General features: G+C 69.3%; 19 protein-coding genes, 1 tRNA gene and 1 pseudogene. 11 read left to right on the top strand and 10 right to left on the bottom strand.

Annotated elements, in window-relative coordinates:
* Positions 1 to 36: 36 nt before the first annotated feature.
* Positions 37 to 369: a thioredoxin gene (gene trxA / locus DMH12_RS10465; RefSeq protein WP_125491294.1), complete on the top strand. Its 333-nt coding sequence runs from the start codon at positions 37 to 39 to the stop codon at positions 367 to 369.
* A gap of 81 nt (positions 370 to 450) precedes the next feature.
* Here trxA and DMH12_RS10460 read toward each other — a convergent pair whose 3' ends face one another.
* The 9 genes from DMH12_RS10460 to rpmH all read right to left on the bottom strand — a co-directional run bounded on the left by DMH12_RS10460 (position 451) and on the right by rpmH (position 7380).
* On the bottom strand, positions 451 to 1068 hold the full coding sequence (locus tag DMH12_RS10460; RefSeq protein ID WP_125491293.1) for a GNAT family N-acetyltransferase: 618 nt from the start codon (positions 1066 to 1068) through the stop codon (positions 451 to 453).
* Positions 1069 to 1364: 296 nt separating this feature from the next.
* Complete coding sequence (locus DMH12_RS10455; RefSeq protein ID WP_125491292.1) at positions 1365 to 2465, bottom strand: ParB/RepB/Spo0J family partition protein; 1101 nt, start codon at positions 2463 to 2465, stop codon at positions 1365 to 1367.
* Complete coding sequence (locus tag DMH12_RS10450; RefSeq protein WP_163015882.1) at positions 2462 to 3535, bottom strand: ParA family protein; 1074 nt, start codon at positions 3533 to 3535, stop codon at positions 2462 to 2464. The genes DMH12_RS10455 and DMH12_RS10450 overlap by 4 nt, the downstream gene beginning before the upstream one ends.
* A gap of 265 nt (positions 3536 to 3800) precedes the next feature.
* Positions 3801 to 4520, bottom strand: a complete 720-nt coding sequence (rsmG, locus tag DMH12_RS10445) for a 16S rRNA (guanine(527)-N(7))-methyltransferase RsmG (RefSeq protein WP_125491291.1) — start codon at positions 4518 to 4520, stop codon at positions 3801 to 3803.
* 125 nt (positions 4521 to 4645) lie between these two features.
* Positions 4646 to 5158, bottom strand: coding sequence for a R3H domain-containing nucleic acid-binding protein (locus DMH12_RS10440; protein WP_125491290.1), 513 nt, complete (start codon positions 5156 to 5158; stop codon positions 4646 to 4648).
* A gap of 15 nt (positions 5159 to 5173) precedes the next feature.
* Positions 5174 to 6475, bottom strand: a complete 1302-nt coding sequence (gene yidC, locus DMH12_RS10435) for a membrane protein insertase YidC (RefSeq protein ID WP_125491289.1) — start codon at positions 6473 to 6475, stop codon at positions 5174 to 5176.
* Positions 6476 to 6478: 3 nt separating this feature from the next.
* A complete protein-coding gene (gene yidD / locus DMH12_RS10430; protein ID WP_125491288.1) occupies positions 6479 to 6853 on the bottom strand; it encodes a membrane protein insertion efficiency factor YidD in 375 nt (124 codons plus the stop codon).
* Positions 6850 to 7221 (bottom strand): ribonuclease P protein component, encoded by a 372-nt coding sequence (rnpA, locus tag DMH12_RS10425; RefSeq protein WP_125491287.1) that lies wholly within the window; start codon positions 7219 to 7221, stop codon positions 6850 to 6852. The genes yidD and rnpA overlap by 4 nt, the downstream gene beginning before the upstream one ends.
* A 21-nt stretch (positions 7222 to 7242) precedes the next feature.
* Positions 7243 to 7380 (bottom strand): 50S ribosomal protein L34, encoded by a 138-nt coding sequence (gene rpmH / locus DMH12_RS10420; protein WP_003975051.1) that lies wholly within the window; start codon positions 7378 to 7380, stop codon positions 7243 to 7245.
* Positions 7381 to 7757: 377 nt separating this feature from the next.
* On the opposite strand from rpmH, the gene dnaA reads away from it, so the two are divergent.
* The 10 genes from dnaA to DMH12_RS39025 all read left to right on the top strand — a co-directional run bounded on the left by dnaA (position 7758) and on the right by DMH12_RS39025 (position 20954).
* Positions 7758 to 9770 (top strand): chromosomal replication initiator protein DnaA, encoded by a 2013-nt coding sequence (dnaA, locus tag DMH12_RS10415; RefSeq protein WP_125491286.1) that lies wholly within the window; start codon positions 7758 to 7760, stop codon positions 9768 to 9770.
* A gap of 910 nt (positions 9771 to 10680) precedes the next feature.
* Positions 10681 to 11811 carry a DNA polymerase III subunit beta gene (gene dnaN, locus DMH12_RS10405; RefSeq protein WP_125491285.1) on the top strand — a complete coding sequence of 377 codons (1131 nt, stop codon included), beginning with the start codon at positions 10681 to 10683 and terminating at the stop codon, positions 11809 to 11811.
* 194 nt (positions 11812 to 12005) lie between these two features.
* Positions 12006 to 12881 (top strand): phosphogluconate dehydrogenase (NAD(+)-dependent, decarboxylating), encoded by an 876-nt coding sequence (gene gnd, locus DMH12_RS10400; protein WP_125491284.1) that lies wholly within the window; start codon positions 12006 to 12008, stop codon positions 12879 to 12881.
* A 32-nt stretch (positions 12882 to 12913) separates the two neighbouring features.
* The gene (gene recF / locus DMH12_RS10395; RefSeq protein ID WP_122616565.1) at positions 12914 to 14035 is read left to right on the top strand and encodes a DNA replication/repair protein RecF; all 1122 of its coding nucleotides are present in this window, start codon (positions 12914 to 12916) and stop codon (positions 14033 to 14035) included.
* Positions 14032 to 14595, top strand: coding sequence for a DUF721 domain-containing protein (locus tag DMH12_RS10390; protein ID WP_125491283.1), 564 nt, complete (start codon positions 14032 to 14034; stop codon positions 14593 to 14595). Before recF ends, DMH12_RS10390 begins: the two co-directional genes overlap by 4 nt.
* 456 nt (positions 14596 to 15051) lie before the next feature.
* Positions 15052 to 17112, top strand: coding sequence for a DNA topoisomerase (ATP-hydrolyzing) subunit B (gyrB, locus tag DMH12_RS10385; protein WP_185832242.1), 2061 nt, complete (start codon positions 15052 to 15054; stop codon positions 17110 to 17112).
* A gap of 42 nt (positions 17113 to 17154) precedes the next feature.
* The gene (gyrA, locus tag DMH12_RS10380; protein WP_125491281.1) at positions 17155 to 19749 is read left to right on the top strand and encodes a DNA gyrase subunit A; all 2595 of its coding nucleotides are present in this window, start codon (positions 17155 to 17157) and stop codon (positions 19747 to 19749) included.
* A gap of 18 nt (positions 19750 to 19767) precedes the next feature.
* On the top strand, positions 19768 to 20484 hold the full coding sequence (locus DMH12_RS10375; RefSeq protein WP_185832241.1) for a DUF3566 domain-containing protein: 717 nt from the start codon (positions 19768 to 19770) through the stop codon (positions 20482 to 20484).
* 100 nt (positions 20485 to 20584) lie between these two features.
* Positions 20585 to 20661, top strand: a tRNA-Ile gene (locus DMH12_RS10370).
* A gap of 128 nt (positions 20662 to 20789) precedes the next feature.
* Positions 20790 to 20954 carry a hypothetical protein gene (locus DMH12_RS39025; RefSeq protein ID WP_185832240.1) on the top strand — a complete coding sequence of 55 codons (165 nt, stop codon included), beginning with the start codon at positions 20790 to 20792 and terminating at the stop codon, positions 20952 to 20954.
* Positions 20955 to 21280: 326 nt separating this feature from the next.
* Here DMH12_RS39025 and DMH12_RS10365 read toward each other — a convergent pair.
* Positions 21281 to 24475, bottom strand: a pseudogene (locus tag DMH12_RS10365) (WD40 repeat domain-containing protein); the annotation flags it as partial.
* Positions 24476 to 24567: the final 92 nt, after the last annotated feature.

Genomic DNA, 24567 nt, shown 5'->3' with positions numbered 1-24567 from the left:
CCCCATCCCCCGCACCAACCAGTTAAGGAGCCCGCCGTGGCCGGCACCCTGAAGCATGTGACCGACGACTCCTTCGAGCAGGACGTCCTCAAGAACGACAAGCCCGTCCTGGTGGACTTCTGGGCCGCCTGGTGCGGTCCGTGCCGCCAGATCGCGCCGTCCCTCGAGGCGATCGCCGCCGAGTACGGCGACAGGATCGAGATCGTCAAGCTGAACATCGACGAGAACCCGGGTACGGCCGCCAAGTACGGCGTCATGTCCATCCCGACCCTGAACGTCTACCAGGGTGGCGAGGTGGCCAAGACCATCGTCGGCGCCAAGCCGAAGGCCGCGATCGTTCGCGACCTCGAGGAATTCATCGCCGACTGACGTTTCACGTGAAACACGAGGGGGCCGACCCGGATGGGTCGGCCCCTTCGCTTACGGCAGCCGCCTCATCCTGGCTCGCCGCTAGAGCGGACGCAGCGCGGGTTCCTTCTGCACGGCTCCGAGCAGACGGTCCAGCGCCAACTCCACGTCTTCCTTCCAGGACAGCGTGGACCGCAGATCCAGCCTTAGCCGCGGATGACGGGGGTGGGGCCGGACCGTCTTGAAGCCCACCGCCAGCAGATGCTCCGCGGGCAGGACACAGGCCGGCTCCTTCCAGCGTGCGTCCCCGAAGGCCTCGATCGCCTTGAAGCCCCGGCGCAGCAGATCCTTGGCGACGGTCTGAACCATCACGCGACCGATCCCCTGTCCCTGGTAGCCCGGCACCACGAACGCCGTGATCAGCTGCACAGCGTCGGACGAGACGGGGCTTGTGGGGAAAGCAGCCGAGCGGGGCACGTAGGCCGGCGGGGCATAGAGAACGAAGCCCACCGGCACGTCATCGACGTAGACCACCCGGCCGCACGATCCCCAGTCGAGCAACACGGCCGAGATCCATGACTCCTTCTCCAGGGCGGGCGTCCCGGCCTTTACCGCGGCTTCGCCGCTGACGGGATCCAGTTCCCAGAAGACACACGAGCGACAGCCCTGGGGAAGGTCCTGAAGGTTGTCCAGCGTGAGCGGTACGAGCCGGCGCCCCATGAAGGCTGTTCCTCGCTTCCTTCGCCTGCCGCGTCACGAGCGGCTGTCAGAGCGCTCCGTTCCCTGAGCAGGCTGCCGATGAAGCCACCGACCGCGCCCAGCCCCAAGCCCGCGCTCACCAGTCCGGTGCGGCCCATCGTGCGCATGGCCCCTGCCTTCCTCTCAGAGGTACTGCCAGGTGATGTCGCATCCCGATCGCATCGTATCCACGATGCGCTGGCCTCGACACCGACGCAAAGCAAAGGGCGGGCCGTGTTCCGGTATGCACCGGACACGGCCCGCCCTGGCGGCCTGCTTCAGGAGTCGAGGTCTTCGTCCTCGTCGTCCAAGAGCCCCTTCTGCAGCACGGGCCCTTCACCGGGGGCGAGGCTTCCGAGGATCCGCTCAAGGTCGTCCATGGAGGCGAACTCCACGGTGATCTTGCCCTTCTTCTGCCCCAGGTCGACCTTCACTCGGGTCTCGAAGCGGTCGGACAGCCGCGTCGCCAGGTCGGACAGCGCCGGGGAGACCAGGGAGCCGGCACGCGGGCCCTTGGCGCGCTGCGGCTTCTGGGGCCGGGAACCCATCAGGGTCACGATCTCCTCGACCGACCGCACGGAGAGCCCTTCGGCCACGATGCGGTGCGCGAGGCGGTCCTGCTCCTCCGGGTCGTCGACGGAGAGCAGCGCCCGGGCATGCCCTGCGGACAGCACGCCCGCGGCCACCCGGTTCTGCACCTTCGGCGAGAGCTTCAGCAGACGCAGCGTGTTGGAGACCTGGGGCCGGGAGCGCCCGATCCGGTCGGCCAGCTGGTCGTGCGTGCAGTTGAAGTCCTTCAGCAGCTGGTCGTAGGCGAAGGCCTCTTCCAGCGGGTTCAGCTGGGCACGGTGCAGGTTCTCCAGAAGGGCGTCCAGGAGAAGCTTCTCGTCCTCGGTGGCCCGGACGATGGCCGGGATGGCTTCCAGCTCCAGCTCGCGGCAGGCCCGGAAACGGCGCTCGCCCATGATCAGCTCATAGCGACCGTGGCCGATCGGCCGGACGACGACCGGCTGGAGGAGCCCGACCTCCCTGATGGACGTGACCAGCTCAGCCAGCGCGTCGTCATCGAAGTCCTTACGCGGCTGCTTCGGGTTCGGCGTGATGGCCTCGAGAGGGACCTCGGCGAAGTGCGCCCCCATGGGGGCCCGGAGACCTTCCGTACCACCGGATGCCGCCGACTCCTCTGTTTCACGTGAAACTGGGGGCAGCGTGGCCACCTTCGCCGCGGCCACCCCACGCTCGTTCGGAAGCAGTGGCATCGTCCCCGGAGAAGCGGAGGCCGCGTTCCCCAGCGCTGCCGAAGCCACCGACTTCTCCGTCGGGGCGTTGGGGATCAGTGCGCCCAGACCACGGCCCAGCCCCCTCCGTCGCTCACTCACTGGATCCCCTCCACCATGTTCGGGTCATTCTGCGCGCCGAGGTGAGCGTGCGTCGCCTCGTACTGGACGCCCACACCCTTCAGCGCCATCTCACGTGCCGCCTCCAGATAGGAGAGGGCTCCACTCGATCCTGGATCGTAGGTCAGTACCGTCTGCCCGTAGCTCGGGGCCTCGGAGATGCGGACCGAGCGGGGAATGCTCGTCCGCAGCACCTCTTCGCCGAAGTGGCTGCGTACCTCGTCCGCGACCTGGGACGCGAGCCGCGTCCGGCCGTCGTACATGGTGAGCAGGATCGTCGACACATGCAGCGTCGGGTTGAGGTGCCCTCGGACCAGGTCGACGTTGCGGAGCAGCTGTCCCAGGCCTTCCAGTGCGTAGTACTCGCACTGGATCGGGATCAGCACCTCCTGGCCCGCGACAAGCGCATTGACCGTCAGCAGGCCGAGGGAGGGCGGGCAGTCGATGAGGATGTAGTCCAGCGGCTGCTCGTATGAGGCGATCGCCCTCTGGAGCCGGCTCTCCCGGGCGACCAGAGAGACCAGTTCGATCTCGGCACCGGCGAGATCGATCGTGGCGGGCGCGCAGAACAGACCCTCGACATCCGGGACCGGCTGGACCACTTCCGAGAGTGGCCGGCTCTCGACGAGTACGTCGTAGATGGAGGGGACATCGGCATGGTGATCGATGCCCAGGGCGGTGGACGCGTTGCCCTGCGGGTCCAGGTCGACGACCAGGACTCTGGCACCGTGGAGGGCGAGTGAGGCGGCAAGGTTGACGGTCGTCGTCGTCTTGCCCACACCGCCCTTCTGGTTGGCCACCACCATGACCCGGGTCTGCTCGGGTCGCGGCAGCCCTTCGCCGGCGCGCCCCAGAGCCTCCACCGCCAGTTGGGCAGCGCGACCGATCGGAGTGTCGTCCATCGGAGGCGGTGTTTCACGTGAAACATCCGCTCCCATCGACTCGGTACGGGGACCGGGGACCGGATCGGTCATCGGTCCCGCGATATTGGCGTCGGACCGCAAGGATTCACTCTCCTCGACTTCAGGCTCGCAATGAACAGAGCCTCCCATGCCTTCGGGGTCATGAACCAGTGAGGCCTGGTGTTCTGTGGAGAAATCCACCTCTGTGGACAACTCCGCCCCCTCTCCGAGCGACCCGAGAGGCTTTCGGTCGCGGGGGTCGGCCGCAGCGCGGCCGCGACTGATGATGCCGTGCAGCAGTGAGCGACGTTTCACGTGAAACACGATGCACAGCGCGCGATGCCGAACTCCCGCGACACTCCGGCATGCGTAGGTTTGGCAGCTTGTGTGGAGTACGGCCGGACGCCAGGACGGGTCAGCCGCGACGCCGACGCGTCCGCCCCGTCCGAGCCGCCTTGGCCCGCTTGGCGGCGAAGCGCACACCACCAGGGCTCTCACCGACCTCGACCCGCACCACGGTGGACAGAGGATCCACGACACCCTCGCCCACCTGAAGGACGGAAGTCTTCTCGGCACCCAGCTTGCTCAGCGCGGTGGCCGCCGCCCTCAGCTCCTCCTCCGCCGTGTCGCCCTTGAGCGCGAGCATCTCGCCGTACGGGCGCAGCAGGGGAATCCCCCAGGTGGCGAGGCGGTCGAGCGGTGCTACGGCACGAGCCGTCACCACATGCACCGGCGGCATCTTGCCCATGACCTCCTCGGCCCGGCCGCGCACGACGGTCACATGATCCAGGCCCAGCAGCTCCACGACCTCGGTCAGGAAGTTCGTGCGCCGCAGCAGCGGCTCCAGCAGAGTGATCTTCAGGTCGTCCCGGACCAGAGCCAGCGGAATCCCGGGCAGACCGGCGCCCGACCCGACGTCGCACACCGTCACGCCCTCGGGCACGACCTCCGAGAGCACCGCACAGTTCAGCAGATGCCGCTCCCACAGGCGGGGAACCTCACGCGGGCCGATCAGACCGCGCTTCACCCCCGCCTCGGCAAGCAGCTCCGCGTAGCGGACCGCGTCCGCGTAGCGATCGCCGAACACGTCACGTGCCTGCTCGGGTACAGGGGGAAGCTCCGCTGCCTCCGTCACGGGGACCGTCCTTCCGTACGGCGCCCGGCGCACCAGGCGCCGGTGCCAGAACCACCAGAACTATCAGGCTGACAAAACTCGGCCCCGCCTGCGCAACAGACGGGGCCGGAGAACGAGAAAAGCGATCAGGCGGGAAGCACGACGACGAAGCGCTCGGGCTCCTCGCCCTCGGACTCGCTGCGCAGCCCTGCGGCCTTGACCGCGTCGTGCACGACCTTGCGCTCGAACGGGGTCATCGGCTTCATCCGCACGGACTCGCCGCTGCTCTTGACCTCGGCCGCGGCCTTGGCGCCCAGCTCGGACAGCTCGGCGCGCTTCTGGGCGCGGTAACCGGCGATGTCGAGCATCAGCCGGCTGCGGTCACCGGTGTCCCGGTGCACGGCCAGGCGCGTGAGCTCCTGCAGAGCCTCCAGCACCTCACCGTCCCGGCCGACCAGCTTCTGGATGTCGCGGCTGTTCGAGTCGCTGATGATCGAGACAGAGGCACGGTCTGCCTCGACGTCCATGTCGATGTCGCCGTCGAGGTCGGCGATGTCGAGCAGGCCCTCCAGGTAGTCCGCGGCGATCTCGCCCTCCTGCTCGAGGCGGGAGAGGGTGTCTGCGCCCTCGGCAGCGGCGGCGGTGGTGCCTTCCGTCACGGGATGGACTCCTTCTTACTTCTTCGACGGGGACTTGGGCCGCTGCGGGCCCTTGCGCTGCCCGGACTGGGCCTTGCTGCGGGTGCCGCCGCCCTTCTGCTGGGCGGGCTTCTGCTGTCCGGACTTCTTGGCGGCATCGGCGGGCTTGGCGGCCTGCTTGCCGTCCTCCGGCTCGTCGGACTTGGTGAGCGAGGTCTTCGCCTCCGCCTCACCGGCCGGCTTGGTGGACTGGTGGCGCTGCGACTTGCTCTGGCGCTTGGGCTGCTGACGCTTGGGCGTGCCGGTGGCGACGGCCGTGCCGTCCTCGCTCTGAGCGGCCGCGGAGGCATCGCTCTTGATCACGTTGCCGTCGGGCTGGGCGGCGAGACCCGCCTTGTTCAGGCCGTTGATGAACTTGCGCTCGAACTCGTTGCGGTCCCGGCCCTTGGCCACGATGGCCTTCACGACGGCCCTCTCGCCCCGGCCGCGCGTCTTGCCGTGCTCGGTGACGCTCTTGTGCAGCCGCTCGAGGTAGGAGGCCTGGGCCTTGGAACCCGGCGTCGGGTTGTTGCGGATGACGTACATCTGCTGGCCCATGGTCCACACGTTGGTGGTCAGCCAGTAGACGAGGACACCGACGGGGAAGTTCACACCGAAGACGGCGAACATGACCGGGAAGACGTACATCAGCATCTTCTGCTGCTGCATGAACGGCGTCTTCACCGTGGTGTCGACGTTCTTCGTCATCAGCTGGCGCTGGGTGAAGAACTGCGACGCGGACATCAGCACGATCATGATCGCGGTGACGACCCGCACGTCGGTCAGCGAGGCGTTGAGGGCGGCGACGTCGCTCTCGCTGCTGAAGAACTTGGAGGCCAGCGGGGCACCGAAGATGTGGGCCTGCTGCGCGCTCTCCAGGAGCTTCTGGTTGACCGCACCGACGGTGTCACCGGACGCGATGCCGTTGAGCACGTGGTACAGGGCGAAGAAGAACGGGGACTGCGCCAGGATGGGAAGGCACGAGGAGAGCGGGTTGGTGCCCGTCTCCTTGTACAGCTTCATCATCTCTTCGGACTGACGCTGCTTGTCGTTCTTGTAGCGCTCCTGGATCTTCTTCATCTCCGGCTGGAGCGTCTGCATACCGCGCGTCGCCTTGATCTGCTTCACGAAGAGCGGGATCAGGCAGATGCGGATGAGGACCACCAGGGACACGATGGACAGGCCCCAGGCCCATCCGGTGTCAGGTCCGAAGATCGCCCCGTACACCGTGTGGAACTGGACGATGACCCAGGAGACGGGCCAGGTGATAAAGCTGAACAGGCTGGCAATCGTGTCCACTAATCATGCTCCTTGGGCATGGGGCGAGGTCTCTGCGGCCGGGCCCGAGGGGCCGGAGGGGCTCGTGGGAGCCGTCCGTCCTTCGGTGGCCGGTTCGGCGGCGGAGGGCCCGCCCTTACGTGCACGCCAGGCGTCACGCAGCATTTCGTGCCACCGCGGGCGCTTGCGCGGCGGGACATGGTCCACGCCGCCCAGCGACCACGGATTGCATCGCAGGATGCGCCATGCCGTGAGCGCCGTGCCCTTGACGGCTCCGTGCCGGTCGATGGCCGTGTAGCCGTAGTGGGAGCACGACGGGTAGTACTTGCACACCGGCCCCAGCAGCGGACTGATCGTCCACTGGTAGAGCTTGATCAGAGCCAGTAGCGGGTACTTCATCGCGCGCCCCCTCCCAGTAGCCGCTCCAGGGCGGCGTCCAGGTCTCGGGCCAGCTGTGCATGGTCGGCGTCACCCGCACCGGGCAGCGCTCGTACGACTACCAGGCTACCGGGGGGCAACAGGTGGATCCGGTCGCGCACCAGATGGCGAAGCCTGCGCTTCACCTTGGTGCGCACCACCGCGCCTCCTACAGCTTTGCTCACGACGAAACCCGCACGTGTCGGGGGAGCGCTCTCCCCAGGCGCGTGCGGGTCCGTGGCACCGCTTCGAAGGTGGACGACGAGTGCCGGGCGGCCGGCCCGGCGTCCTCGTCGTACCGCGGTCGCGAAGTCCTCGCGCCGCCTCAGCCGGTTCTCGGTGGGCAGCACGACGTCATGACCTGATCGGGATCAGGCGGACAGGCGGGCGCGACCCTTGCTGCGGCGAGTCGCGAGAATCGCGCGGCCGGCACGGGTACGCATCCGCAGCCGGAAGCCGTGGGTCTTGGCGCGACGGCGGTTGTTCGGCTGGAAGGTGCGCTTGCTCACTCGGGGGCTCCAGAAAGAATCGGGTGTTGGCGGGGTGCCGTCCTGGCTGTCACCGTGCGCCCACGAGTAGCTCGCGTTACGCCCGAGTGCACCGCTTTTCGATCACCTTGGACGTGACCTGTGCCCATCGGAGGCAGGCGGCAGCAGCCATCGACAACTCGACCTGGTTACGGTACGTGGGACTGCGCCATTCGGTCAAACCAACGGGGACCGGGAGACACTTGTCCACAGGCTGGGGACAACAACTTGAACCCTACCGGCCGCGCTGACTACCGTGGCTGAACTCCGATTCGTTCCCTTATCCCTGCCCCACCCGAGTTTCATCCCGACCCGTCCCCGAATCACACCTTCGAGGGACTCATGAGAGAGCGTGCCCTGTGGCTGACGTACCTGCCGATCTTGCCGCAGTGTGGCCACGCGTACTGGAGCAACTCCTCGGGGAAGGCCGCGGGCAGGGCGTCGAGTCGAAGGACGAGCACTGGATCCGGCGCTGCCAGCCGCTTGCGCTGGTCGCCGACACCGCCCTGCTCGCCGTACCGAACGAATTCGCGAAAGGCGTGCTGGAGGGCCGTCTCGCCCCCGTCGTGAGCGAGACCCTCAGTCGCGAGTGCGGCCGCCCGATCCGCATCGCGATCACCGTCGACGACACCGCGGGCGAACCCGCCGGCCCCGCCCCGCAGGCGCCGCCCAGCCGTCCCCAGCCCCGCTACGAGGAACCCGAGCTCCCCGCTCCCGGTCAGGGCCGCGACGACTACGAGGGCTACGGCCGCCACCGCGCCGACCAGCTGCCCACCGCCCGGCCCGCCTACCCGCAGGAGTACCAGCGCCCCGAGCCCGGCTCCTGGCCGCGCCAGACGCAGCAGGACGACTACGGCTGGCAGCAGCAGCGCCTCGGTTTCCCGGAGCGGGACCCCTACGCCTCACCGCCGCAGGAGCCGTACGGCCAGGACCCGGCGCCGTACCCCCACGACGCGTACCAGCAGGACTACCGGCCGCAGTCCCCGGAGCGCCCGCCGTACGACCAGCAGCGCGGCGACTACGACCAGCAGCGCGGGGAGTACGACCAGCAGCGCGGGGACTACGACAAGCCCCGCGGCGACTACGAATCCCCTCGGGGCGACTACGAGCAGTCTCGGGGCGACTACGAGCCCCCTCGCGGCGAATACGAGCCCCCTCGCGGCGAATACGACTCCCCGCGCGGTGAATACGACCAGCGCGGCCCCCGCCGGGACCTGCCCGAGCCCCCGTCCGGCTCCGGGCGCGTGCACCGCGGCGGCCCCGTCGGCCCCGGTCCCGCCACCGGCGCCCCCGGACCGCTCGCGGCACAGCCGGCACCGGCGACCGGACCGGGCGAGCCGACCGCGCGCCTGAACCCGAAGTACCTCTTCGACACCTTCGTCATCGGCGCCTCCAACCGCTTCGCCCACGCGGCGGCCGTCGCCGTCGCCGAGGCGCCCGCGAAGGCCTACAACCCGCTCTTCATCTACGGGGAGTCGGGGCTGGGCAAGACCCACCTGCTGCATGCCATCGGGCACTACGCGCGCAGCCTCTACCCGGGCACCCGCGTGCGCTACGTGAGCTCCGAGGAGTTCACCAACGAGTTCATCAACTCCATCCGCGACGGCAAGGGCGACAGCTTCCGCAAGCGCTACCGCGAGATGGACATCCTGCTCGTCGACGACATCCAGTTCCTGGCGGACAAGGAGTCGACGCAGGAGGAGTTCTTCCACACCTTCAACACGCTGCACAACGCCAACAAGCAGATCGTGCTCTCCTCCGACCGGCCGCCCCGGCAGCTGGTGACGCTGGAGGACCGGCTGCGCAACCGCTTCGAGTGGGGCCTGACCACCGACGTCCAGCCCCCCGAGCTGGAGACGCGCATCGCGATCCTGCGCAAGAAGGCCGTGCAGGAACAGCTCAACGCCCCACCCGAGGTACTGGAGTTCATCGCCTCCCGGATCTCGCGGAACATCCGCGAGCTGGAGGGCGCGCTGATCCGGGTGACGGCCTTCGCCTCGCTCAACCGGCAGCCGGTCGACCTCGGCCTGACGGAGATCGTCCTCAAGGACCTGATCCCGGGCGGTGAGGACTCCGCGCCCGAGATCACCTCCACGGCCATCATGGGCGCGACCGCCGACTACTTCGGCCTCACCGTCGAGGACCTGTGCGGCACCTCGCGTGGGCGCGCGCTGGTGACGGCCCGGCAGATCGCCATGTACCTGTGCCGTGAGCTGACGGACCTCTCGCTGCCGAAGATCGGCGCCCTGTTCGGCGGCCGGGACCACACCACGGTGATGCACGCCGACCGCAAGATCCGCAATCTGATGGCGGAGCGGCGCTCCATCTACAACCAGGTGACCGAGCTGACCAACCGCATCAAGAACGGCTGACGGCCGCCGGCACCGGCCCCACAGGCGCCTCCGGACACTCCGGGGGCGCCTTTCGCGTGCCCGGGGACGCGTGCGTCGTGCCCGAGGACGCGTGCGTCGTGCCCGGAGGTCGTACGCCCGTCCCAGCCACTGTTCGATTAACTGCGGGGTTACGGCCGTCCTCCACAGATCGGGCCACTTTTTTCCGTCCACACCTTGGGGACTGGGAAGTTGTCCCGATCCTGTCCACAGGCCAGGCTGTTGAGGGATCATCAGGGCAGGTCAGCTCCCTGTGGATTCGTGGACGAACGATCTCCACAGGCTGTGGACGACGAGAGGTTCCACAAGCTGTGCATCGAGTTGTCCACGGGCAACCCACAGGCTGGAGCCGGTTGTCCCCAACGATCATGGGCTTCTCCACATGTCTGTCCACTGTTCGGCAACACGACGCGCCCTGTCACCGCGTCGAGTGAAAGGCGTCACATCAGGGTGCCGGGTTGGGCTGTGGGAAACGTGGGTAAAGCTGGGGACGGCGTTGGGGAGAAGTCGCCTCTCCCTGTGCACGGAGTGTGCAGAACTTTCTGTTCTCCACAGATACGCCCGGTTGTCCACGGGCTCCGCCCACAGGACCAGTGGACAAAATTCCTGCTCTGACCTGGGAAAACGCGGTTATCCACGGTATCCACAGGCCCTACTACTACTCCTGACCTTAGAGAGAGCGGAATTCGTTTCGAAGCGGGTCCTGTGCACAACTCGCTCTCCGGTGCCCGACCGCCCCTCGTCACGACTTGACCCCGAAGGGCACCTACTGTCAGTGGGGTGCGTCAGACTGGTCCCCGGTGTTCCGGTCCCGTGGGGAACGACGACACCGACCCAGACGACGAAGGCCAGGCAGAGCGAGCAGCGCCGGCAACAGCAGGAGGCGGCAACAGTGAAGATCCGGGTGGAACGCGACGTACTCGCGGAGGCCGTGGCCTGGGCGGCGCGCAGCCTCCCGGCCCGTCCGCCGGCGCCGGTCCTCGCCGGCCTGCTGCTGAAGGCCGAGGAGGGGCAGCTGAGCCTGTCCAGCTTCGACTACGAGGTCTCCGCGCGGGTGTCGGTCGAGGCCGAGATCGAGGAGGAGGGCACGGTGCTCGTCTCTGGCCGCCTGCTCGCCGACATCTCCCGCGCCCTCCCCAACCGGCCGGTGGAGATTTCCACAGACGGTGTACGGGCGACGGTGGTCTGCGGCTCCTCGCGGTTCACCCTCCACACCCTGCCGGTGGAGGAGTACCCGGCGCTGCCGCAGATGCCGGAGGCGACGGGCACGGTCCCCGGCGAGGTCTTCGCCGCGGCCGTGCAGCAGGTCGCGATCGCCGCGGGCCGCGACGACACGCTGCCCGTGCTCACCGGTGTGCGCATCGAGATCGAGGGCGACTCGGTGACGCTGGCCTCCACCGACCGCTACCGCTTCGCGGTCCGCGAGTTCCTGTGGAAGCCGGAGAACCCGGAGGTGTCCGCGGTCGCGCTGGTGCCCGCCAAGACGCTCCAGGACACCGCAAAGGCGCTGACCAGCGGCGACCAGGTGATCATCGCGCTGTCCGGCTCGGGCGCGGGCGAGGGCCTGATCGGTTTCGAGGGGGCCGGCCGCCGGACGACGACGCGGCTGCTGGAGGGCGACCTTCCGAAGTACAAGACGCTGTTCCCGACGGAGTTCAACAGCGTCGCCGTGATCGAGACCGCCCCCTTCGTGGAGGCCGTCAAGCGCGTGGCCCTGGTCGCCGAGCGCAACACCCCGGTGCGGCTCAGCTTCGAGCAGGGCGTGCTCATCCTGGAGGCCGGCTCCAGCGACGACGCACAGGCTGTGGAAAGGGTCGACGCCCAGCTGGACGGCGATGACATCTCGATCGCCTTCAACCCGACCTTCCTGCTGGACGGCCTGAGCGCCATCGACTCGCCGGTCGCCCAGCTGTCCTTCACGACGTCCACGAAGCCGGCGCTGCTCAGCGGCAAGCCCGCGCTGGACGCCGAGGCGGACGAGGCCTACAAGTACCTGATCATGCCGGTGCGGCTGAGCGGCTGAGCCGTCCGCACCGTCGGTGGTTGTCCACAGGGTGAGGAAACCCGCAGGTGGGGCGTACGTCTGAGCGCGTATGCCCACAGCTGTGCACGGGCGTGCGGGTTTAGGCTCGGCGCGGGTACGAAAGTGCCGCGGCACGCATCCGGCGGGTACGGAGGTGCCGCCTTGCCACCTCGCACACCTAAGGAAAGCAACTGATGGAGCTCGGTCTCGTCGGCCTCGGCAAGATGGGCGGCAACATGCGCGAGCGGATCCGCCGCGCAGGCCACACCGTCGTCGGATACGACCGCAATGCGGACCTCGCCGACGTCCACAGCCTGGAAGAGCTTGTGGGCAAGCTCAGCGCCCCGCGCGTGGTCTGGGTCATGGTCCCAGCCGGCGAGGCCACCCAGGCCACCGTCGACCGGCTCGGCGAGCTGCTGGAGCCCGGCGACGTCGTCGTGGACGGCGGCAACTCCCGCTGGACGGACGACGAGAAGCACGCGGAGGAGCTGGCGGCCAAGGGCATAGGCTTCGTCGACTGCGGCGTCTCCGGCGGCGTGTGGGGCCTGGAGAACGGCTACGCGCTGATGTACGGCGGCGACGCGGAGAACGTCGCCAAGGTGCAGCCGGTCTTCGACGCCCTCAAGCCGGAGGGCGACTTCGGCGCCGTGCACGCCGGCAAGGTCGGCGCGGGCCACTTCGCGAAGATGGTCCACAACGGCATCGAGTACGCGATGATGCAGGCCTATGCCGAGGGCTGGGAGCTGCTGGAGAAGGTCGACTCCGTGGAGAACGTCCGCGAGGTCTTCCGGTCCTGGCAGGAGGGCACGGTGATCCGGTCCTGGCTCCTCGACCTGGCGGTCAACGCGCTCGACGAGGACGAGCACCTCGGCGACCTGCGGGGTTACGCACAGGACTCCGGTGAGGGACGCTGGACGGTGGAGGCCGCGATCGACAACGCGGTGCCGTTGCCGGCGATCACCGCGTCGCTGTTCGCGCGGTTCGCGTCCCGGCAGGACGACTCCCCGCAGATGAAGATGATCGCCGCGCTGCGGAACCAGTTCGGCGGTCACGCGGTCGAGAAGAAGTAGGCACCACCAGTTGGGGAGGTCGGCGAACGACCATGCACGTCACGCATCTGTCGCTGGCCGACTTCCGTTCGTACGCCCGGGTCGAGGTGCCCCTGGACCCGGGCGTCACCGCCTTCGTCGGTCCGAACGGGCAGGGCAAGACGAACCTGGTCGAGGCGGTCGGCTACCTCGCCACCCTCGGCAGCCACCGGGTCTCCTCCGACGCGCCCCTGGTGCGCATGGGTGCCGAGCGCGCCGTGATCCGCGCCCAGGTCAGACAGGGCGACCGGCAGCAGCTGATCGAGCTGGAGCTGAACCCGGGCAAGGCCAACCGGGCCCGCATCAACAGGTCCTCGCAGGTCAGGCCCCGTGACGTACTCGGCATCGTGCGTACCGTCCTGTTCGCGCCCGAGGACCTGGCGCTGGTGAAGGGCGATCCCGGGGAGCGGCGCCGGTTCCTGGACGAGCTGATCACCGCCCGCTCCCCGCGCATGGCGGGGGTGCGCTCCGACTACGACCGCGTCCTCAAGCAGCGCAACACCCTGCTGAAGTCCGCCGCGCTCGCCCGTAGGCACGGCGGCCGCACGATGGACCTGTCCACGCTCGACGTCTGGGACCAGCACCTCGCGCGCGCGGGCGCCGAGCTGCTCGCCCAGCGCCTCGACCTGATCGCCGCCGTGCAGCCGCTGGCCGACAAGGCGTACGAGCAGCTGGCCCCGGGCGGCGGCCCCGTCGCCCTGGAGTACAAGCCGTCGGCGCCGGGCGAGGCGCACACGCGCGAGGACCTGTACGAGCAGCTCATGGCAGCGCTCGCCGAGGCGCGCAAGCAGGAGATCGAGCGGGGCGTCACCCTGGTGGGGCCGCACCGGGACGATCTGCTGCTCAAACTCGGCTCCCTGCCCGCCAAGGGGTACGCCTCCCACGGCGAGTCCTGGTCGTACGCGCTGGCGCTGCGGCTGGCCTCGTTCGACCTGCTGCGGGCCGAGGGCAACGAGCCCGTCCTGGTCCTCGACGACGTCTTCGCCGAGCTGGACGCGCGGCGCCGGGAGCGGCTGGCCGAGCTGGTGGCACCCGGCGAGCAGGTGCTGGTGACGGCCGCGGTCGACGACGACGTGCCGCAGGTGCTCGCGGGGACGCGGTTCACGGTCGCGGAGGGCACGGTGGAGCGCGTATGAGCACCGAGGAGCCGGTCCCGGAGGAGCAGCCCGGGCCGCGGGGTGGGAATCCCGGACCGTCCGGCGTCGACCTCGCGCGCGTGGCGCTCAGAGCGGCGCGGGAGGCGGCACGCGCGCGTGGGGACGCGGCGCAGCAGAAGAAGCAGGCGCGGCGCGGAGGCCTGCGCTCAGGGGCGCGGGCCGACGGGCGGGACCCGATGGCGCTGGGGTCGGCCATCAACCGGCTGATCACCGAGCGCGGCTGGGAGACGCCGGCCGCGGTGGGCGGCGTGATGGGCCGCTGGCCGCAGATCGTCGGCGAGGACGTGGCCAAGCACTGTGTGCCGGAGCGGTACGACGAGGACGAGCGGGTGCTGGTGGTGCGCTGCGACTCGACGGCCTGGGCGACGAACCTGCGGCTGCTGGCGCCGACCCTGGTGGCCCGGCTCAACGAGGACCTGGGGCACGGATCGGTCCGGATGATCAAGGTGCTGGGCCCCGGAGGTTCCGGGGGTCCCGGGCGCCGTTACGGTCCGTTGCGCGCGCCCGGCAGCCAGGGTCCGGGTGACACCTACGGGTGAGCTGCGGGCGCTTCACGGGTGACGGGCGGGCACTCTGGCGCCCCGTCACGCATGGGTGATGTACCTCACATATTCGGTCGTCGTTGATCGGTGTGAACCGTCGGCGACCGCTGCGGCGTACCCCTGCGTGCGCTCGTGAATCACGATCTGACTCCCAAGTAGCCAAGGGTTGACGTCTCGAAGCGCTGAGTGCCGTTGTGAGCCTCTTGAGGCCCCCTTCCGCATATCGGGAGTCGGGCGATGCTGGTTCAGGGCGGCACATGCGGACTCAGGTACCGGCAAACCCCCATCAGTGTCAGTGGTACCGGTAGACTGGGAGAGAATCCCGCCCCGAACGTGGGGACCGTTCGGGACTAGCTGAGCAACGCTGATCAAGGCTTACCAACGCAACATGCCGCAGCCGCTCCGGCAACCCGCCGACGAGCCCGGCTCGTGCTGTGCCAGAAAGGGCGCTTCGTGGCCGATTCCGGCAACCCCAACGAGAACAACCCGTCCACCGACACCGGCGTGAACGACGTGGTGAGCACTTCGAACGGCGCGGCCTCCGCCTCGTACGACGCCAGTGCCATCACCGTGCTCGAGGGTCTGGACGCGGTCCGCAAGCGACCCGGCATGTACATCGGCTCGACCGGTGAACGCGGCCTGCACCACCTGGTGCAGGAGGTCGTGGACAACTCCGTCGACGAGGCGCTGGCCGGCCACGCGGACACCATCGACGTCACGATCCTCGCCGACGGCGGTGTCCGGGTCGTCGACAACGGCCGTGGCATCCCGGTGGGCATCCACCCCGTCGAGAAGAAGCCGGCCGTCGAGGTCGTCCTGACGGTGCTGCACGCGGGCGGCAAGTTCGGCGGCGGCGGTTACGCGGTCTCCGGTGGTCTGCACGGCGTGGGTGTCTCCGTCGTGAACGCCCTGTCGTCCCGGCTGTCCGTCGACATCAAGTGCGACGGCTACCGCTGGACCCAGGACTACAAGCTGGGCGTCCCCACCGCGCCGCTCGCCCAGCACGAGGCGGTCGAGGACTCCGGTACCACGGTCACCTTCTGGGCCGACCCGGACATCTTCGAGACCACCGAGTACTCCTTCGAGACGCTGTCGCGGCGCTTCCAGGAGATGGCGTTCCTCAACAAGGGCCTGCGCATCAACCTCACCGACGAGCGCGAGTCGGCGAAGGCCACGGCCGGTGCGGACGAGGCGGGCGAGGACGAGAAGCACGAGGTCAAGACCGTCTCGTACTACTACGAGGGCGGCATCGTCGACTTCGTGAAGTACCTCAACTCCCGCAAGGGAGAAGTGGTGCACCCCACCGTGATCGACCTGGAGGCTGAGGACAAGGACCGCAACCTGTCCCTCGAGGTCGCGATGCAGTGGAACGGCGGCTACACCGAGGGTGTCTACTCCTTCGCCAACATCATCCACACCCACGAGGGCGGTACGCACGAGGAGGGCTTCCGTGCGGCGCTGACCTCGCTCATCAACAAGTACGCGCGCGACAAGCGGCTGCTGCGCGAGAAGGACGACAACCTCACGGGTGACGACATCCGCGAGGGTCTGACGGCGATCATCTCGGTGAAGCTGTCCGAGCCGCAGTTCGAGGGCCAGACCAAGACCAAGCTGGGCAACACGGAGGTCAAGACCTTCGTGCAGCGTGTGGTCTACGAGCACCTCGCGGACTGGCTCGACCGCAATCCGAACGAGGCGGCGGACATCATCCGCAAGGGCATCCAGGCGGCCACCGCGCGTGTGGCGGCCCGCAAGGCCCGCGACCTGACCCGCCGCAAGGGTCTGCTGGAGACGGCGTCGCTGCCGGGCAAGCTGTCCGACTGCCAGTCCAACGACCCGACCAAGTGCGAGATCTTCATCGTCGAGGGCGACTCCGCCGGCGGTTCCGCCAAGTCCGGCCGGAACCCGCAGTACCAGGCGATCCTCCCGATCCGCGGCAAGATCCTCAACGTCGAGAAGGCGCGCATCGACCGGATCCTGCAGAACCAGGAGATCCAGGCGATGATCTCCGCGTTCGGCACCGGTGTGCACGAGGACTTCGACATCGAGAAGCTCCGCTATCACAAGATCATCCTCATGGCGGACGCCGACGTCGACGGCCAGCACATCAACACCCTGCTGCTGACCTTCCTGTTCCGCTTCATGCGGCCGCTGGTCGAGTCCGGGCACGTGTACCTGTCCCGCCCGCCGCTGTACAAGATCAAGTGGGGCCGGGACGACTTCGAGTACGCGTACTCCGACCGTGAGCGCGACGCGCTGATCGAGATGGGCCGCCAGGCCGGCAAGCGCATCCGTGAGGACTCCGTGCAGCGCTTCAAGGGTCTCGGTGAGATGAACGCCGAGGAGCTGCGCATCACGACCATGGACCAGGAGCACCGCGTCCTCGGCCAGGTCACGCTCGACGACGCCGCGCAGGCCGACGACCTGTTCTCGGTGCTGATGGGCGAGGACGTCGAGGCCCGGCGCGCGTTCATCCAGCGCAACGCCAAGGACGTCCGCTTCCTCGACATCTGAGTCGGTCTCAGCTGACCGCACCAGGAAGGACCTTCACCAGCAATGACCGACGAGAACACCCCTGTGACGACGCCCGAGGGCGACGCCCTGGCGATGCGTGTCGAGCCCGTCGGGCTCGAGACGGAGATGCAGCGCTCGTACCTCGACTACGCGATGTCCGTCATCGTCTCGCGCGCGCTGCCCGACGTCCGTGACGGCCTCAAGCCCGTGCACCGCCGCGTGCTGTACGCGATGTACGACGGCGGCTACCGCCCCGAGCGCGGCTTCTACAAGTGCGCCCGCGTCGTCGGCGACGTCATGGGCAACTACCACCCGCACGGCGACAGCTCCATCTACGACGCGCTGGTGCGCCTCGCCCAGCCGTGGTCGATGCGGATGCCGCTGGTCGACTCCAACGGCAACTTCGGCTCGCCGGGCAACGACCCGGCGGCGGCCATGCGCTACACCGAGTGCAAGATGGCGCCGCTGTCGATGGAGATGGTCCGCGACATCGACGAGGAGACCGTCGACTTCACGGACAACTACGACGGCCGCTCCCAGGAGCCGACCGTCCTGCCCGCCCGCTTCCCGAACCTGCTGATCAACGGTTCGGCCGGTATCGCGGTCGGTATGGCGACGAACATCCCGCCGCACAACCTGCGCGAGGTCGCCGCCGGCGCCCAGTGGTACCTGGAGAACTACGAGGCCTCGCACGAGGACCTGCTCGACGCGCTGATCGAGCGCATCAAGGGCCCGGACTTCCCGACCGGCGCCCTGGTGGTGGGCCGCAGGGGCATCGAGGAGGCGTACCGCACCGGGCGTGGTTCGATCACCATGCGCGCGGTCGTCGAGGTCGAGGAGATCCAGAACCGCCAGTGCCTGGTGGTCACGGAGCTGCCCTACCAGACCAACCCCGACAACCTGGCGCAGAAGATCGCCGACCTGGTGAAGGACGGCAAGATCGGCGGCATCGCCGACGTCCGCGACGAGACGTCGTCCCGCACCGGCCAGCGCCTGGTGATCGTCCTGAAGCGGGACGCGGTCGCCAAGGTCGTCCTGAACAACCTCTACAAGCACACCGACCTGCAGTCGAACTTCGGCGCCAACATGCTGGCCCTGGTCGACGGTGTGCCGCGCACCCTCTCCCTGGACGCGTTCATCCGCCACTGGGTGAACCACCAGATCGAGGTCATCGTCCGTCGTACGCGCTTCAGGCTGCGCAAGGCGGAGGAGCGGGCGCACATCCTGCGCGGCCTGCTCAAGGCCCTGGACGCCATCGACGAGGTCATCGCGCTGATCCGGCGCAGCGACACCGTCGAGATCGCGCGCCACGGCCTGATGGGCCTCCTGGAGATCGACGAGATCCAGGCCAACGCGATCCTGGAGATGCAGCTGCGCCGCCTGGCGGCTCTGGAGCGCCAGAAGATCGTCCAGGAGCACGACGAACTCCAGGCGAAGATCCGCGAGTACAACGAGATCCTCTCCTCCCCGGCCCGGCAGCGCGGCATCGTCAGCGAGGAGCTGGCGGCGCTCGTCGAGAAGTACGGCGACGACCGCAAGACGAAGCTGATCCCGTACGAGGGCGACATGTCCATGGAGGACCTGATCGCCGAGGAGGACATCGTCGTCACGGTCACCCGGGGCGGCTACATCAAGCGCACCAAGACCGACGACTACCGGGCGCAGAAGCGCGGCGGCAAGGGCGTACGGGGCACGAAGCTCAAGGAAGACGACATCGTCAACCACTTCTTCGTGTCCACCACCCATCACTGGCTGCTGTTCTTCACCAACAAGGGCCGGGTCTACCGGGTGAAGGCGTACGAGCTGCCCGACGCCGGCCGGGACGCGCGCGGGCAGCACGTGGCGAACCTGCTGGCCTTCCAGCCGGACGAGACGATCGCCCAGATCCGCGCGATCCGCGACTACGAGGCGGTGCCCTACCTGGTCCTGGCCACCAAGGCGGGCCTGGTGAAGAAGACGTCCCTGAAGGACTACGACTCGCCGCGTTCGGGTGGCGTGATCGCCATCAACCTGCGCGAGCAGGCGGACGGTTCCGACGACGAGCTGATCGGTGCCGAGCTGGTCTCGGCCGAGGACGATCTGCTGCTGATCAGCAAGAAGGCGCAGTCGATCAGGTTCACCGCGTCGGACGACACGCTGCGGCCGATGGGCCGTGCGACCTCGGGCGTCAAGGGCATGAGTTTCCGCGAAGGGGACGAGCTGCTCTCGATGAATGTTGTTCGAGCCGGTACGTTCGTGTTCACTGCCACCGACGGCGGTTACGCGAAGCGGACCTCCGTCGACGAGTACCGCGTCCAGGGTCGCGGCGGCCTCGGCATCAAGGCCGCCAAGATCGTCGAGGACCGCGGGTCGCTCGTGGGTGCGCTGGTGGTCGAGGAGCACGACGAGATCCTCGCCATCACACTCTCGGGCGGTGTGATTCGTACGCGAGTCAGCGGGGTCAGGGAGACCGGCCGTGACACCATGGGCGTTCAACTGATCAATCTGGGCAAGCGCGATGCCGTCGTCGGCATCGCACGCAACGCCGAGGCGGGACGCGAGGCGGAGGAGGTCGACGGCGATGTCGTCGTCGACGAGTCCGCCGAGGGTCCCGAGACCACCGGCACGGACGAGGGTGAGGCGCCCTCGGCCGAGTAGCACGAGGAGAGAGTCATCGTGAGCGGAGCCACGGGCGCCGGGTCGGCCGGTACCTCCAGGGGTACGGAAACGGGCGGCGGCGGCCGTGGCTCCGCCGCGCGTGCGACCGATCCGCACACGACTCAGCTGCGCAAGATCGACGACGGCGCGACCGACTCGCAGACGTCGCAGAAGCATGGATCCCAGGGGGGAACTGTGACGGACACCCGAGGCCAGCAGACTCAGCAGGCGGCCTCGCCGCTGCCGGGGGATCGGCAGCCCCAGCAGCCGGGCGGGCCGTACCACCCGCCGCAGGCCTACCAGACCCAGGGCGGCAACGCGTCCGCCGTGCGCCGCCCGCGCACCGGCGCGCGTACCACGCCGCGGGTCCGCAAGGCGCGCCTGCGCGTGTCGAAGGCCGACCCGTGGTCGGTGATGAAGGTCAGCTTCCTGCTCTCCATCGCGCTGGGCATCTGCACGATCGTCGCTTCCGCCGTGCTGTGGATGGTCATGGACGCCATGGGCGTCTTCTCCACCGTCGGCGGCACGATCTCCGAGGCGACCGGCTCCAACGAGTCCAACGGCTTCGACCTGCAGTCGTTCCTGTCGCTGCCCAACGTGCTGCTGTTCGCCACGGTCATCGCCGTCATAGACGTCGTCCTCGCGACGGCGCTGGCCACGCTCGGCGCGTTCATCTACAACCTGTCCGCCGGCTTCGTCGGGGGCGTGGAGCTGACGCTCGCCGAGGACGAGTGATCGTCCCTCCGGGACCCCGCGACAACCGATTTTGGGACTGCCCTCCTCGTGCGCTAATCTTCAGGAGTCAGCGCGCGGGACATACACCGCAGAGCGCGGCGGGGCTATAGCTCAGTTGGTTAGAGCGCATCCCTGATAAGGATGAGGCCACAGGTTCAAATCCTGTTAGCCCCACCAGCGAGAAGACCCCCAGTCGGCAACGGCTGGGGGTTTTTGACATGCACGGCTGACATCAACGGCGGTCACGGAACCAGCCCCTGCGTCCCGGCGTCGTGCTTGGTACGCACGCTTCGTCGAGGAGGACTGTGGAAGGCGATCCGCCGTGGTGGGCGATCTTCGTGATCTCAGCCGGGGTGACAGTGGTTCTCGGGGCGATCTTCCTGTCCGTCGTCGCCGCGGTGGCTCTCAGCGTGCTCTGGGTGCGCGGCAGGTTCCGCCGCCGCTCGTCCAGCGGGCACGTCAGCCGCTGAGCGGTCCTTCCAGGAGTCCGGCGAGCATGCCCACCGCTTCCCGCTTCCCGCTCGCCGTCGCCCACGACGTGTATGGACGTCGTCCCTGGTCCGCGGGCCCGTAGGGGCGTGCGTGGGGATGGAGCTGGGGAAAGTGGTGGGCCGGGGTGGGTCGGGACGCCAGGGGCGCGGGGCGTCAGCGGCTACATCGCCTCGATGAGAAGGCCCGACCGCTGGCGACGGGGGATGCGCCAGCGGTCGGGCTGTGGCCAAGGCTAACAAGGGCCGGTGCGTCATGGGTGCCGACTGGTCGGTCGGGTGGACGAGGTGTGACCGGGGTCACTTTTTCAAAAGTCGCACGGCGGCTCGTAGTCCAGGCGCGGCAGGTACTCGTTCCACTTCTCCTCGGTGAGTACGTTCCGGGTCGCCGAGCAGATGCGGTCGATGGCGTCGTCCACCCCGAGGTTCCAGAGCCGGACGGTGTCCGTTCCGCTCGACACCCCCAGCATGTGACGCACGGGGCTGAAGGAGAGGAAGCTCCCCGCCTTGGCGTTGGGGCTCATCGACTGGCCGATGGGCGCGGCCTCGGCGGGCGTCGTGACGTTCCAGAGGCGGACGGTGTTGTCGTTGGCGCCGCTGGCCAGGGTCTCGCCGTCCTGGCTGAAGGTCAGGGACACCACCGAGTCGGTGTGACCGGCGAGTGTCGACGCGGCCCGTCCGGGTTCGCCGCCGCCGGGAACGGCCCAGAGGCGGACCGTGCCGTCGTCGCTGCCGCTGGCCAGGGTGTGGCCGTCCGGACTGTAGGCGAGGGCGTTGACGGGCCCGAGGTGCCCGGAGAGGGGCGTACCGCGGGCGGTGGCGTGCGCGGGGTCGCTCACGTCCCAGAGCCGTACGGTGTCGTCCGCGCCGCCGCTGGCGAGCGTCCGCCCGTCGGGGCTGAAGGCCAGGGTGTTGACGTATCCACGGTGGCCGCTCAGCGGCCGGCCCAGGCGGCGCGGATGGGACGGGTCCCCGGTGTTCCACAGCTGGACGGTGCGGTCGTCGTAGGCGGTGGCCAGCGTGCGGCCGTCGGGGCTGAACGCCAGGGTGTCGGGGCCCGCGTAGCGGGTGCGCAGCGGTACCGGCGGTCCGTGGGCGGTGGGGTGGGCCGGGTCGCCGACGTTCCAGAGACGGACCGCGTCCGCGGAGAGCACCGCCAGGGTGTCGCCGTCCGGGGAGAACACCAGCGACCGTATGTCGCCCTCGCCCTCGCCCGGGCTGAAGGGCTCGCTCAGTGACACCGGCCGGGCGGGGTTCGTCACGTCCCACAGGCGGACCCGGCCGTCGCGGGCCGCCGTGGCGAGCACGTGCCCGTCCCGGCGGAAGGCGCCGATCCTGCCGATCATGTCGGACGTCGGCAGCGACCACAGGCGCACCTTGCTGTCGCCGCTGCCGGTGGCGAGGGTCCGCCCGTCGGGGCTGAAGCCGAGGGCGTACATCTCACCGCTGCTCCCGGCGAGGGGCATGCCCACCTGGGACGGGTAGGACGGGTCGCTGACGTTCCACAGGCTCGCCGTGCTGTCCGCGCTGCTCGCGGCGAGCATGGCGCCGTCGGGGCTGAAGGCCACCGACCAGATGGGGCCGGTGTGGCCGGTGAGCGGAGCGCCCGCGGATCTCGCGCGGTCCGGGTCGGCCACGTCCCAGAGCCGTACGGTGTCGTCCGCGCTCCCGCTGGCGAGGGTGTGTCCGTCGGGGCTGAAGGCCACGGAGTGGATCAGGGCGCCGTGACCTGCCAGCGGTGCGCCGACCGGCTCCGGACGGTCCGGGTCGGCCACGTCCCAGAGCCGGACCGCGTTGTCGTCGCCACCGGCGGCCAGGGTCCGTCCGTCGGGGCTGAACGCCACCGAGCGCACCGCCGCCGTCGCGCCGCTCAGGGTGGCCAGGGCCCGCGGCCGGCGCGGGTCGGCCACGTTCCACAGGCGCACCGCGTGGTCGTCGTGGGCGGAGGCGAGGGTGCGGCCGTCGGGGCTGAAGTCGAGCAGGTAGACGGTACCGCCGTGGCCGGTCAGGGGTGCGCCGAGCGGACGGGGACGGCTCGGGTTCCGTACGTCCCAGAGCCGGATCGTGCCGTCGTCGGAGGCGCTGGCCAGGGTGCGGCCGTCCGGGCTGAACACGGCGGTGCTCACCCAGCTCCTGTGCCCGGTGAGGGGCTTTCCCAGCTGTTCCGGACGGGCCGGGTCCGACACGTCCCACAGCCGGACGGTCCGGTCGTAGCTGGCCGTCGCCAGGAGTCGCCCGTCGGGACTGAAGGAGGTCAGGTAGACGGCGCCGGTGTGCCCGAGGAGCGGGGTGGCCAGTGGCGCGTTCACGATGGATATCAGCCGGTTGCGGACGTCCTCGTCGTCCGGTCGCAGGCGGTGCGCCGCCAGGTCGAGCTGGGCGGACAGCGACGGGTCCGTGTCCTCGACGCGGTCCGCCTCGGCGACCACCTGCTCGAACACCGCGTCGTTGCGCTGCTGCCAGGCGATCACCGCCGATCCGACGGCCACCAGGGCGAGCACGACCAGCGTCGACACCGCGGCGCGCCGGATCAGGACGGTGCGCCGGCGCAGTCTGCTCGCGGCGGCCAGGAAATCGACCGCGCTGCGGGTCAGGAAGGTGCCGCCCGCCGAGTCCGCCCAGCCGCGGGCCTGTTCCAGTCGGGAACCCCGGTAGAGCAGCGAGGTGTCGCGGTCCGACTCCTCCCAGGCCCGGCCGTCCTCCTCCAGTCGCTGGCGCAGCAGGTTGCCGGCGCGGTCCTCGTCGATCCAGTCGCGCAGCCGCGGCCAGGCGTGCAGCAGCGCCTCGTGGGTGATCTCCACGGCCTCCGCGTCGAGGGTCACCAGGCGGGCCCGTACCAGCGCCTCCAGGGACTCCTCGGTCTTGCCGGGGTCCCTCGACTCCTGCGCCAGCCGCCGTCGCGTACTGCGTCTGCGGGTCGCCTGGGTGTCCTCGCCCAGCCGGACCAGTCTGAGCAGCAGCAGCCTCGCCGCCGTGCGGGCCGCCGGGTCCAGGTCGGACCAGGCCCGCTCGGCGGTCCCGGCCACAGCACCCTGGATGCCGCCCGCCGCGCGGTACCCGGCGAGCGTCAGCCGGCCCGCCTTGCGCCGCTGCCAGGTGGCGAGCAGGGCGTGCGAGAGGAGGGGCAGCACGCCCGCGTCGTGGGTCCCGTGCGGGCCGTCGGTGCTCACCTCACGGATGATCAGCTCGGCGAGGCCCGGTTCGAGTTCCATGCCGACGGCCTTGGCAGGTGCGGTCACCGCCTCGCGCAGTTCCGCGGTGGTCAGCGGCCCGAGCACCATGTGCCGGTGCTGGAGCGCGTCGGCCAGTTCGGGATGGCGCAGGCACTGCTCGTAGAAGTCGGCGCGGATGCCGAGCGTTACGAGGACCGGCGCCGCCTCTCCCGGACGGCCCGGCGTGCAGGCGGCCTGCAGCAGCGCGATGAACGCGCGCCGCTCGGACTCGTCGGGGCAGAGGGTGAAGGTCTCCTCGAACTGGTCCACGATGACGACGGGACGCGCGGACGGCGACTCCGGCTCAGCCTCGGACTCGTGCCCCGCCCCCGCCCCCGGCCGCGCCCCCCCCGGCCGCCAGGACCCCGACCTCCGCCGTCATG

Origin of the sequence: Streptomyces sp. WAC 04229 (assembly GCF_003947455.1) — a bacterium.
In the GTDB taxonomy this organism is placed as follows: Bacteria; Actinomycetota; Actinomycetes; order Streptomycetales; family Streptomycetaceae; genus Streptomyces.
This window is presented reverse-complemented; position numbering and strand designations above follow the sequence as displayed.

Coding starts and splice junctions, on each gene's coding strand:
- gyrA (WP_125491281.1), top strand. CDS start 17,155: ATGACCGACGAGAACACCCCTGTGACGACGCCCGAGGGCGACGCCCTG.
- yidD (WP_125491288.1), bottom strand. CDS start 6,853: ATGAAGTACCCGCTACTGGCTCTGATCAAGCTCTACCAGTGGACGATC.
- DMH12_RS10450 (WP_163015882.1), bottom strand. CDS start 3,535: ATGGGAGGCTCTGTTCATTGCGAGCCTGAAGTCGAGGAGAGTGAATCC.
- gnd (WP_125491284.1), top strand. CDS start 12,006: ATGGAGCTCGGTCTCGTCGGCCTCGGCAAGATGGGCGGCAACATGCGC.
- DMH12_RS10460 (WP_125491293.1), bottom strand. CDS start 1,068: ATGGGGCGCCGGCTCGTACCGCTCACGCTGGACAACCTTCAGGACCTT.
- recF (WP_122616565.1), top strand. CDS start 12,914: ATGCACGTCACGCATCTGTCGCTGGCCGACTTCCGTTCGTACGCCCGG.
- DMH12_RS10390 (WP_125491283.1), top strand. CDS start 14,032: ATGAGCACCGAGGAGCCGGTCCCGGAGGAGCAGCCCGGGCCGCGGGGT.